At 44.6% G+C, this 11,243-nt stretch carries 10 protein-coding genes; 6 read left to right on the top strand and 4 right to left on the bottom strand.

Annotated elements, in window-relative coordinates; all coding sequences use genetic code 11:
- Nucleotides 1-83 precede the first annotated feature (83 nt).
- Complete coding sequence (locus MUY27_RS19525; RefSeq protein ID WP_420846912.1) at nt 84-659, top strand: REP-associated tyrosine transposase; 576 nt, start codon at nt 84-86, stop codon at nt 657-659.
- A gap of 170 nt (nt 660-829) precedes the next feature.
- On the opposite strand, the gene uvrA is transcribed toward MUY27_RS19525, so the two are convergent.
- The gene (gene uvrA, locus MUY27_RS19520; protein WP_245132974.1) at nt 830-3,652 is read right to left on the bottom strand and encodes an excinuclease ABC subunit UvrA; all 2,823 of its coding nucleotides are present in this window, start codon (nt 3,650-3,652) and stop codon (nt 830-832) included.
- A 298-nt stretch (nt 3,653-3,950) separates the two neighbouring features.
- Here uvrA and MUY27_RS19515 point away from each other — a divergent pair, with 298 nt between their 5' ends.
- The 4 genes from MUY27_RS19515 (at nt 3,951) to MUY27_RS19500 (ending at nt 6,795) form a co-directional block, all read left to right on the top strand.
- Entirely contained in the window at nt 3,951-4,535 is a 585-nt protein-coding gene (locus tag MUY27_RS19515) for an RNA polymerase sigma factor (RefSeq protein ID WP_245132973.1), read from the top strand.
- Between the two features lie 70 nt (nt 4,536-4,605).
- Complete coding sequence (locus tag MUY27_RS19510) at nt 4,606-4,803, top strand: hypothetical protein (protein ID WP_245132970.1); 198 nt, start codon at nt 4,606-4,608, stop codon at nt 4,801-4,803.
- 50 nt (nt 4,804-4,853) lie between these two features.
- Nucleotides 4,854-5,624 carry an endonuclease III gene (nth, locus tag MUY27_RS19505; protein WP_245132968.1) on the top strand — a complete coding sequence of 257 codons (771 nt, stop codon included), beginning with the start codon at nt 4,854-4,856 and terminating at the stop codon, nt 5,622-5,624.
- Between the two features lie 127 nt (nt 5,625-5,751).
- Nucleotides 5,752-6,795 (top strand): DUF2157 domain-containing protein, encoded by a 1,044-nt coding sequence (locus MUY27_RS19500; protein WP_245132966.1) that lies wholly within the window; start codon nt 5,752-5,754, stop codon nt 6,793-6,795.
- Nucleotides 6,796-6,842: 47 nt separating this feature from the next.
- Here MUY27_RS19500 and MUY27_RS19495 read toward each other — a convergent pair whose 3' ends face one another.
- The 3 genes from MUY27_RS19495 to MUY27_RS19485 form a co-directional block, all read right to left on the bottom strand.
- Nucleotides 6,843-9,011, bottom strand: coding sequence for a TonB-dependent receptor (locus MUY27_RS19495; protein ID WP_245132965.1), 2,169 nt, complete (start codon nt 9,009-9,011; stop codon nt 6,843-6,845).
- Between the two features lie 73 nt (nt 9,012-9,084).
- Nucleotides 9,085-9,486 (bottom strand): hypothetical protein, encoded by a 402-nt coding sequence (locus tag MUY27_RS19490; protein WP_245132962.1) that lies wholly within the window; start codon nt 9,484-9,486, stop codon nt 9,085-9,087.
- 17 nt (nt 9,487-9,503) lie between these two features.
- A complete protein-coding gene (locus tag MUY27_RS19485; RefSeq protein WP_245132960.1) occupies nt 9,504-10,130 on the bottom strand; it encodes a LysE family transporter in 627 nt (208 codons plus the stop codon).
- 97 nt (nt 10,131-10,227) lie between these two features.
- Between MUY27_RS19485 and MUY27_RS19480 the strand changes: the two genes are divergently transcribed.
- Nucleotides 10,228-11,154: a cobalamin-binding protein gene (locus tag MUY27_RS19480; RefSeq protein WP_245132959.1), complete on the top strand. Its 927-nt coding sequence runs from the start codon at nt 10,228-10,230 to the stop codon at nt 11,152-11,154.
- Nucleotides 11,155-11,243 lie beyond the last annotated feature (89 nt).

The raw sequence follows: 11,243 nt of genomic DNA, 5'->3' as shown, positions 1-11,243 counted from the left end.
GAATCGCGCGCAAGTGGGTAGTTATATTTTTTCTATCTCTGTCGCGCGATTGCATCGCGTGACGACTAAGCCTTACAATTTTATTGTTACCTTCAATAAAACTTCAAACATTGTCGCACCAATACAAAGCCAGGAAGCCCGAAGAGATATACTTCGTGACGTTTACCATCATTGATTGGATTGATATCTTCACGCGTCCGCTATATAAACAAATCATCATTGATTCGTTAGACTTCTGTTGTAAGAATAAAGGATTGAATTTATACGCTTTTTGTTTGATGAGCAATCATCTTCATTTACTCGTGTCCGCCAAAGGGCACTACGCATTATCTGACATCATTAGAGATTTTAAAAAGTATACCAGCAAGAAAATTACCGAAGCAATTCAAAATGAAAATGAGAGCCGTAAAGCATGGCTTCTGAATGCCTTTTCTTTTCATGCGAGCTATAACAAGCGTTTTCAGGATTACAAGGTTTGGCAGGACGGCTATCATGCGGTAGAATGTGACAGTGCAGTTATTTTACAACAGAAGTTGGACTATATTCATCATAACCCTGTGCGTGCGCACATTGTTGCCGAGCCGCAACATTATTTGTACAGTTCTGCTGCTAATTACGCCGGAGAGGGCGGCTTGTTAGACGTACTAATAGCGATATAATCGCTTTACTTTTTCTGCACGCGATGCAGTCGCGCGCAAGTGAAAAAATTGAAGAATGCGCTTCTATCTCTGTTGCGCGATTGCATCGCTTGACGACTAAGCTTAAACAGATTCGTAATTGCAATAAACTCCTTTTTAACTCCTCTGCAATTATGAATTCAAAAGGCCCGTTATTTAGACAGACGTTCTTTTAAAAACTGCCCGGTATAAGATTTCTTCTGTTTAACCAAATCTTCGGGGACACCTTCAAAAACCAGTTGCCCACCGTTATCGCCGCCTTCGGGGCCGATGTCAATTACCCAATCTGCACATTTGATCACATCCATGTTGTGTTCAATCACGATAATGGTATTCCCCTGGTCGATCAGTGCTTCGAAGGATTTCAATAGTTTTTTGATATCCTCAAAGTGTAAGCCGGTGGTCGGTTCGTCAAATACGAACAGCGTTTTGCTGGTATTATTCCCTTTGATCAGGAATGATGCTAATTTGATCCGCTGCGCTTCGCCGCCAGATAATGTATTGGATGATTGGCCCAGCTGCACATAGCCCAATCCCACATCAACCAGTGGTTTCAGCTTGTTGATAATCTTTGCTTCTTTTTTAAAGAATTCAACGGCATCATCAATGGTCATATTTAACACATCAGAAACGTTTTTGTCTTGGTAAGTTACGTCAAGTACATTCTGCTTAAAACGTTTACCATTACACGCTTCGCAAGGCAGAAAGATATCCGCCATAAACTGCATTTCAATCTTTACCTCGCCTTCGCCCTGGCAAACATCGCAACGCCCGCCTTCTACGTTAAAGGAAAAAGCAGACGGCTTTAATCCGGCCCCCTTGGCGCCAGGTTGGGCAGCATATAGGTTGCGGATCTCGTCCCAGGCTTTTACGTAGGTAACCGGGTTAGAGCGCGAAGAACGTCCGATAGGGTTTTGATCCACCAGTTCTACCTGTTCTATCTTCGAGTAATCGCCTTCAATAGCGTCGTAAGAGCCTGTTTGTTCGCCGGTATAATTACCCAATACCTTTTGCAGGGCCGGGTGGAGTATGCGTTTTACCAGGCTGGTTTTACCCGATCCCGACACGCCGGTAACTGCAGTAAGCACACCAAGCGGGAACTTCACGTTAATATTCTTCAGGTTATTTTCGCGGGCGCCTTTAATCAGAATGCTATCGTGCCATTTGCGGCGGTGGGCAGGTATGGCAATCTCTTCTTTTCGGCTCAGGTATTTGCCGGTCAGGCTTTCATTGTCGGCAATAATTTCATCATAAGTGCCTGCAAAAATCAGGTTGCCACCGTGTGTGCCTGCCGCCGGTCCGATATCAATCAGGTGGTCTGCAGCCTGCATAATCTCTTCCTCGTGTTCCACCACTAACACCGTATTACCCACATCTCGAAGCGAACGCAATACGGTGATCAGTCGCTGCGTATCCCGTGGGTGCAGACCAATACTTGGTTCGTCCAGTACATAAACAGAACCAACTAAGCTGCTGCCAAGTGAGGTTGCCAGGTTGATGCGCTGCGATTCTCCACCAGATAGGGTGTTAGACAAGCGATTTAAGGTGAGGTAACTCAAACCAACATCATTCAAAAAGCTGATGCGGTTGGTTATTTCTGTCAGTAAACGGCGGGCAATCTTCTCGTCGTGCACATTCAGGTCAAGATTCTTGAAAAAATCAAGCGCTTTATCCAATGGCATCAGTACAATATCCGTAATGGACTTTTCACTCACCTTTACATAACTGGCATCTTTACGCAAGCGGCTGCCCTTACACTCGGGGCAGGTCGTTTTGCCACGATACCGCGACAGGATCACCCGATATTGGATCTTATAAGTCTGCTCTTCCAGTTCTTTAAAGAACTCGTCAAGCCCGCGGAAGTATTTGTTTCCCTTCCACAATAAGTCTTTTTGCTTATCGGTGAGCTGGCTATAAGGGCGATGGATGGGGAAGTCGAACTTAATGGCATTTTTTACCAGTTGGTCGTTCCATTCGCGCATCTTTTCGCTGCGCCACGGTGCAATCGCACCTTCATAAACAGTCTTGCTTTTATCAGGAATCACCAGGTCTTCGTCGATACCGATTACCTTGCCATAGCCTTCGCATTTCTTACAAGCACCATAAGGGTTGTTAAAGCTGAAGAAGTTTGGCGATGGCTCTTCAAAACGGATTCCGTCCAGCTCGAAGCGGTCACAAAAGAATGCTTCGGTTTCCTCGTCTACATCGGGAAGACGGTAGCGCACAAAACAATCGCCCTTGCCTTCAAAAAATGCAGTCTGGACGGAATCGCCCATGCGGCTTAATGTTTCATCGTCGGTATTAACAGTCAAACGGTCGACGATGATCCGCAACTGATCGTCTTCCGTTAAGGAATTATTCTCTATGGTCTCATCTTCAAGGATGCTTTCGATACGGTTCATCTGCCCGTTAAATTCAACGCGGACGAAGCCCTTCTGCATCAACACTGCCAGCTCTTCTTTTAAAGAACGGTTATTATGCGGGTGTAAGGGGCATAAAATAGTTGCCTGGGTTTCTACAGGAAGCCCGGTCAGAAAGTTGATGACATCTGTTACGGTATCTTTTTTTACCCGTCTGCCGGATACCGGCGATATAGTATGCCCAATACGCGAGAACAACAGCTTCAGGTAATCATAGATCTCTGTTGAAGTACCTACGGTAGAACGCGGGTTAGAAGTGATCACCTTCTGCTCGATGGCAATAGCCGGAGCGATACCGCGAATATAATCTACATCGGGCTTGTTCATCCGGCCTAAAAACTGCCGTGCGTAGGAAGATAAGCTTTCTACGTAACGACGCTGGCCTTCGGCGTAAAGGGTATCAAAAGCCAATGAAGACTTGCCAGACCCAGACATGCCGGTGATGACTACCAGCTTATTTTTAGGTATGGCTACGTCTATATTTTTAAGGTTATGTACGCGAGCGCCCTTAATTAATATATGGTGTTGCGGATCTTGTTCTGTTGCGTTGCTCATTTGTAAATTGACGTAAACAGGCTGCATTTGTTCACGTAATAACTTAAACTATTACGATGATAAACAGTCTATTAACTATCTGCTCTTTTTGGAAGTGCAAAAATCCTAAAACATTTAGCATTATCCAAACGTGGACGGCAAAATATGTTATAACAGATTTTTAAAATAATTTGTTTCTAAACGATTTATTTACCATATTTGGTATACGATTAAGGATTAAACAAGAGGAACCCCTATAGATTAGAACTTTTACTTAAACACATTATTGTTATTTAATTAAGTTTAAAGTAGTAGTTCTATGGATTTTCAAACGAAAAGTGATCAGGAATTAATCCATCTATATATTGCTGGTGAAGAGAGCGGTTTAGTGGAGCTGATTCGCAGATATCAATCAAAAATTTATACTTCAATTTATTTACTGGTAAAAGACCAATACCTGGCAGAAGATATTTTCCAGGATACTTTTATCAAAGTAATTAATACCCTTAAAGCCGGTAAATATAACGAGGAAGGCAAGTTCCTGCCATGGGTCACCCGTATTGGGCATAACCTGGTTATTGACCATTTCCGCCGCGAAAAACGTACGCCTTTAGTAAGCAATGGCGAAGACTTTGATATTTTTGAAGTGCTGGGCCATTACGACGAAAGTACCGAGGATAAAATGGTACGCGAGCAGACGCATAAGGATCTGAAATCATTGATCCACCTTTTACCTGCGGAGCAGAAAGAAGTGTTGATTATGCGTCACTATGGCGACCTTAGTTTTAAAGAGATTGCAGACATTACCGATGTGAGCATTAATACCGCATTGGGCCGTATGCGCTACGCGCTGAACAACCTGCGTAAAATGATGCAGACTAAAGAGTTGAGCCTGAAAAATTAGAGAAATTTTTTATTCTCTAAAATAATCTATTCGCGGTTGCGTTTGAAGTATAAACAAACTAAAACAGCGTATGGGTGAAACTTCTACAACTACTTTAACTGTAATCAATAACCAGGGCGAAATGGAAAAATTGAGTGTTACCGCAAACCTGGATGCTGATGAATTGATGTTCTATCATGCTATCCGTACAGATCTGGATAAAATGCAAGTGAAACCAAGTTTGCAGACTATCCACAACATCTTAAATTACTCCAAGCGCAAGCGTTAATGAAATAGCAGGAGCCCGCTACAGATAGTGGGCTCTTGCTATATTTGCACATGCTTAAACAGGAACGTTACCGCCTTTTTGTAGATTACTTTTCTAAACACCAGCCTAATGCGGTGACAGAGCTCCATTATTCAAATCCGTTTGAATTACTGGTGGCGGTTATCCTTTCGGCGCAATGTACCGATAAGCGGATCAACCAGATCACGCCTGCTTTATTTGAGCGTTTTCCTGATGCTGAATCGCTTTCGAAAGCATCGGTAGAAGAAGTGTTTGCTTACATCCGCAGCGTTAGCTATCCTAACAATAAAGCAAAGCATTTAGTGGGCATGGCCCAAATGCTGATGGGTAAATATAACGGTGAGGTACCTCCCGAGCATGCCGAACTGGTGAAGCTACCCGGTGTCGGGCGGAAGACTGCCAATGTGATCGTTTCCGTTATTTTTGATATCCCGGCCATTGCCGTAGATACCCACGTTTTCAGAGTGGCAAACCGGATTGGTTTAACCACTAATGCAAAAACACCTTTGGCGGTAGAGAAACAGTTGATCGAAAACTTGCCGAAGCAGACGCTTGGAGTAGCGCACCATTGGCTGATTCTACATGGCCGCTATATCTGCCTTGCGCGCCGTCCGAAGTGCGAGGTTTGCCCGCTTACCCATTTTTGCCGTTACTACCAACGTGCCAACACCACTACCGCACTACTAAGAGCTGCTGCTGCTGAACAGAAGAAGCTGAAAAATGCCAAAAAGAAAAAGCTGGACAAAGCGACAGATAAAGCCCTGAAAAAGATCAGCATAGACCCATCTCGACAGGCTGAATAATTTAGTCGATCAGGCAAAGCTGATAAAATCAATCGTCAACCTCATTTTTCTATTTTCTTGTTTAGCTTAAGAACTGTTATATCTTTGATTATAATAGTTTCTTAAAAGTTATTACCTCCAACTATAGATGGCCAAACTAAACCTGGATAAACAAGAGAGCGAGTTTTTAAACAAAGCCATCAATGTTTGGGAGCGCGACCAACTGATCGATCAACCTACGGCTGATCGGTTGCGACAGTCGTACGAAGTGAAGGGTTTCGACTGGATGCGTTTAGCCAAGTATTCTTTCTGGATAGCACTGGTTTGCGGCGGTGCCTCTTTCTGTTATTTGATTGCCAGCGATGCTGTGATCAAATGGCTGCAGAACCTGTATTACACGCCGGATATAATGATCAGTATTTTGTCCGCCGCGGCCGCCGTGCTGCTGTTTATCTGGGGCAGACGTTTGAAACGGAAGAACCCGGAAAGGATATTTAGTAATGAGGCAGTAATTTTTACTGGTGTATTGTTTACGGCCTGTTGCATTGCCTACCTGGGCAAATCGCTCGATAATGGTTCTGGCCATTACTCGCTGCTGTTCCTGCTGTCAGTTTTTGTTTATGCTGTTCTGGCCTGGAGGCTTGAATCGCGCCTGATCTGGTTATTCTCGCTGATCTCGTTAGGAAGCTGGTTTGGAACCGAAACAGGTTACCAGACACGCTGGGCCGACTATTTCCTGGGGATGAATTATCCTCTGCGCTTTGTGGTATTCGGACTGTTGCTGGTGGTGCTGTGCAGGCTGCTGAAAGAAAAAAAATGGTTCGGGTACTTCTATGAATTAACCTACGTAAGCGGTTTGCTTTATCTGTTCCTGTCGCTGTGGTTGCTGAGCATTTTTGGCAACTATGGTAATATGGATAGCTGGTGGAAGGTAAAACAGATCAGCCTGTTTTATTGGGGTATTATTTCAGCAGTAGTAGCGGGAGGATTTTTGCTTTATGGCTTGAAAACGAAAGATAGCATCGCGAGGGAGTTTGGTATTACCTTTTTGCTGATCTTTATTTACACCAAGTACTTCGAGTACTTCTGGGAACATACGAACAAAGCTTTGTTCTTTGCCATATTAGCGGCGTCGTTCTGGCTGATTGGCCGTAAGGCAGAAAAAATATGGAATATCAACAGTAAGGAGTAGCTATTGCCCTCCTTACTGTGATGATAAAAATCTTAAAAGATTCTCGTTTAAATTTTAATACGAAGCGCCAGGTTAAATACCCTGCCATCTATAGGCGCCCATAAAGGTTTGAAAACCGGGTGGGTGATGGTACCCGTATACAGGCTTTCATACCGCGACTGGCGGAAGTCGCCGATGTTCTCGCAGTTAAGTACCAGGCTTAACTTTTCGCCGAATTTACGTTCTACCATTCCGGCGAAGAATAGGAAGTTTTTCACCTTCTGGTTGTCATAAATGTACTGATTTGTTTCGTAGCTTTCTTCTACCCCAAACCGCCATTTGCCTTCTATCTCATAAGCTACTGTAGCGGCTATTTTGTTCTGCGGACTAAACGGCAGGTAAATGGTTTTATTAGTTTGCGCCTGTTTAGAAACCGTGTGGTTATAACCCAGGTACAGCTCTAACTCGTCGATCTTTAGCCGGACGTAGGTATCCGTCCCGGCCGAGTTAATGCGGTAGGCCGCATTATTCAAACTAACCGATCCGCCAGAACTAAGTACGGGGATCAAAGGATTATTGATACGGGTATAGTACAAGGCCTGATCAATGTCCAGTGTGGCTTCATCACTCAGTACCATGTGGTAATTTGCATCAAAGTTAACCCCGAATGAACGCTCGCTTTTCAGATTGCTGGTTACCGGCAGCAAGTTGCTAAAACCGCCTGCTAAGGTTTCAGGGATAAAAATGTTTGGTGCTTTATAGCCAAGCCCGCTACTCAAACGCATCGACAGCGAGGTTACCGGCTTGTATAAAAAGGCAATTCGCGGCAGCACAAACCAGCCAAAGGTATTATGATGATCAGCCCGAAGTCCTCCCTCTATCAGTAATTTCTCGTTCACGTGCAATCCGTCCTGCACAAAGGCACCCAGGGTGTGATAAGTATAATCGCTGATCGCGGTAGGGTCAGAGGCATTCTTACGAAAGTATTCACCGGTGTAATTTACGCCGGTTATCAGGTCGTTATGCTTCAGGTTCATCAGGTCTGATACCTCTGCGTAATCCAGCAACTGGTTACCATGGAAATGGAAGCCGTCGTCGTTACTGTTCAGGTTGTAATTGCTGGCGCTGCCCTTTACGTTCAGGTGGTGAATGCTATCCGGATTGTTCTGGTAATGGAAATCTACCGTGTTGCGGTATGATTTGTTGCTTTCGATATACTGGTGAATGTTATCTGCTTTACCATTGATCACCTGCATATCTCCGCCGATCCGGTTCTCATAACTCAAGGCATAACCTGCATCCAGCTTGCTTTTATCATTGATGTAATAGAAAAAGCGCGGGTGGATTACCGTTGAGTTTAACTTAGGGACATCAGAAAAGCCATCTTTATTCACGTCCACCTGGTTTTGTATTGTCTGCTGGGCAAGCATGGTCAGCCCGAATTTTCCGAAGCGTTGCGCGAAATAGCCATTGACGTTACTCTCTTTCAGGCTGGAATGATTAAGTGTGAAAGAAAGATCGCGCTGCGGGGTAGGAGTTTTCGAGATGAAGTTGATCAACCCCGCAATAGCACCACCGCCGTAAAGTGTGGACGATGAGCCTTTGATAATCTCGATCTGTTTTAAATCTAACGGTGGGATAGAGAGTACGCCGAAATTACCCGAAAACCCATCAAACAGGGGCAAGCCATCGCGGAGCAATTGGGTGTACCGGCCATCCAGCCCCTGCATACGGATGGTAGTATTACCCGTAGTTGCCGAAGTTTGCTGCACGTGGATAACGGAAAGATCGCCCAGGATGCTGGCCACGTTGCCGGGTTTGATCTGGTTCTCTTCATCCATTTCCTCCTGCCCTAATACCTCCACCTTCATGGGCAGGTCTTCAATTCTGGAATTGGTACGGGTTGATGAAACCACCACTTCTTCAATTGCATTCTGTGCGGCAGCTAATTTAACCTGGGAAGCTGCGTGGTCTTTCAGCGGGAAGCTGAGCGTTATTTGTTTTTGCTGATAACCGGTGTACGAGAAAACGATGGTCTGGCTGCCGGTGGGGATATTCCTTAAGATTAACTTGCCCTGCCCGTCTGATGCTGCCCCGATAGAGCTGTTTTTGATTCGTGCGCTTACGCCTGGTAAAGTTTCGTGGGTCGCGCTGTCTGTTACGATGGCTGTAAAAGTATGTTGCGCCAATGCTGCGTTGCCGCAAAGCAACAGCATTAGCCATAAAAATTTCTTCATGGATTTTTAAGTAGCTATTAAACTGATAAATTAATTACATCCGCTGCCAAGAGCGGTTCTTTCTGGGATTTTATCAGCAGGCTACCGGGGGGCGCAGCAATTCGCGGGTAAAAGGCTCGGGGGCAAAGCGGTCGTTAACCACCAGGTGTTTCTTAACAAATATTTTTACAGCTGGCTTTATAAAACCATGCTGTATCAGGATAACGTTGGCAAAGTTGGCCTGGTGCTGAAACTGGACGGTTTGATAAGGAATGGGTTTTCCTTTGTACATGTCACCGCCGGATAGCGCTTCTCCGTTAAGCAGGTAGTCTACCACGAAGTCAATAATGCCAACTTCTTTGGGGTCATCTATCCGGGTGTACTGCTGGTACATATCGTGCAAGTCTGCCATTAAAGCAAAATCGCCTTTTGGCAGCAGGGTACTGGCCAAAAAGAAATAAGTGCTTAAGAAAACAGCGATTGCCCGTTTACACATGCTGCAAAAATAAAAAATTAATGGGGCTTAAAGAAAAACAGGTAGATCAACTTGCCAATATGGTAAGCGGCAAATGAGAAAAATAAGATGGCGATACAAATATTAATCACCCGGGTGCTTAGCGCAAAGCGCTTTTTGATATATGCGGCAAACCGCGCGTACAGGAACAAGCAAAGGAAAGCCCCGGCGGCAGAACCCAAACTGAAAACAGCTAAAGCCATATTGCCGGTCAGGATCCATTCGTGGGTGATGACATAAGTACCTGCAATTAGCCAGAACGGAATCTGCATGGGGTTAATAAAGCCCAATAAAATCCCGTAACGAATGGTATCCTGGTTACTATAATTACTTTGGGGCGGTTTATTTCTTTTAAGCCAGGTAATGGTTCCCAGTATGGTGAACATCAGGAGCATTACAATATCGATGATCAGCGCCAGATGGATTTGCTTGTTCAACCACCGCGCTGCATTCATAATAAAGAAAGTGAAAAAGAATTCGATGCTCGAAAATGCGATGATAAATTGCAGGGCATGCTTCATGCCGCGGTTAATCGTGATCTGAACTAACGTAAGGTTGATATTGCCTGGAGGGATGTAGCCGATAAAGTTGGCTATTAATCCTATAAAAAAGGTTAGGAAGATCATCTGCTCAAAGTTAATCAGTCTTTTATATCTTTCATTAAAGAATATTTTTTATCAGTTGTTTTTGCCTTTTCTTTGCAGCAATATTTACAACCGCCCGATGTCTGATCTGAAAATAATATCGTTACTACCTGCTGCTACTGAAATTGTATGTGCCCTTGGTTTGCGTGAAAGCCTTGTCGGCCGTTCGCACGAGTGCGATTTTCCGGAAGATGTGAAGCTTTTGCCTGTTTGTACACATACCACGTTAAGCAACGAAATGAGCAGCGGCAATATAGATCGTGAAGTGAAGCAGCGGCTAAGCGAAGCGTTATCGATTTATGAGGTGGACCGTGAAGAAATTAAAAGTTTAAAACCTGATGTGGTGATTACACAGGCGCAGTGCGAAGTATGCGCCGTTTCATTGCCCGAAGTTGAAAAGGCATTGGGTGACGATTTAGGAAAAGACTCAAAAATTATATCGTTACAACCACAAAAACTGGCAGACATTTTAAGTGATATTACAACCGTAGCCTCGGCATTAGGGGTAAGCGAACGCGGAGCGCAATTACTGGAAGACCTGAACGAACGCATAGACCTGATCCGCCATAAGCTGAAGTTTATTGAAGCAAAACCGACCGTTGCTTGTATCGAATGGCTGGATCCGCTGATGGTTTCCGGTAACTGGGTGCCGGGCTTGGTGGAAATAGCAGGCGGAAAGCCGGTTTTAGCCGAAGAAGGTAAACACTCGCCTTATATAGATTGGACCGACATCCGGTTGGCAGACCCCGAAGTGCTGGTGGTAATGCCTTGCGGTTTTTCAGTAGAACGTACCCTTAAAGAAATTGACCTGCTATTAGCCCTCCCCGGATTTAACGATCTGCAGGCGGTTAAAAACAACCGGGTTTACATTGCGGATGGTAACCAGTATTTTAATCGCCCCGGCCCGCGCATTGTAGACTCCATAGAAATTCTGGCCGAGATAATTAACCCTAAACAGTTTATTTTCGGTTACGAAGGCCAGGGCTGGATTAAGTTTGGGGTGTGATTTGTTTGATTTCCCCTCTTGAGAGGGGTTTAGGGGTGTGTTTTATAATAACGTCTTATTTCTTTAATAAGAATTCGTTGATGACAATA

It is taken from the genome of Mucilaginibacter straminoryzae (genome assembly GCF_022953055.1).
GTDB lineage: Bacteria > Bacteroidota > Bacteroidia > Sphingobacteriales > Sphingobacteriaceae > Mucilaginibacter > Mucilaginibacter straminoryzae.
Note: the sequence above shows the minus strand (reverse complement) of the source record. Positions and strands in the feature narration are given on the sequence as shown.

Bases quoted from the DNA above. Each gene is read 5' to 3' on its own strand.
- nth (WP_245132968.1), top strand. From the start codon at position 4,854: ATGCTTAAACAGGAACGTTACCGCCTTTTTGTAGATTACTTTTCTAAA.
- MUY27_RS19515 (WP_245132973.1), top strand. From the start codon at position 3,951: ATGGATTTTCAAACGAAAAGTGATCAGGAATTAATCCATCTATATATT.
- MUY27_RS19485 (WP_245132960.1), bottom strand. From the start codon at position 10,130: ATGATCTTCCTAACCTTTTTTATAGGATTAATAGCCAACTTTATCGGC.
- uvrA (WP_245132974.1), bottom strand. From the start codon at position 3,652: ATGAGCAACGCAACAGAACAAGATCCGCAACACCATATATTAATTAAG.
- MUY27_RS19510 (WP_245132970.1), top strand. From the start codon at position 4,606: ATGGGTGAAACTTCTACAACTACTTTAACTGTAATCAATAACCAGGGC.
- MUY27_RS19500 (WP_245132966.1), top strand. From the start codon at position 5,752: ATGGCCAAACTAAACCTGGATAAACAAGAGAGCGAGTTTTTAAACAAA.
- MUY27_RS19480 (WP_245132959.1), top strand. From the start codon at position 10,228: ATGTCTGATCTGAAAATAATATCGTTACTACCTGCTGCTACTGAAATT.
- MUY27_RS19490 (WP_245132962.1), bottom strand. From the start codon at position 9,486: ATGTGTAAACGGGCAATCGCTGTTTTCTTAAGCACTTATTTCTTTTTG.
- MUY27_RS19495 (WP_245132965.1), bottom strand. From the start codon at position 9,011: ATGAAGAAATTTTTATGGCTAATGCTGTTGCTTTGCGGCAACGCAGCA.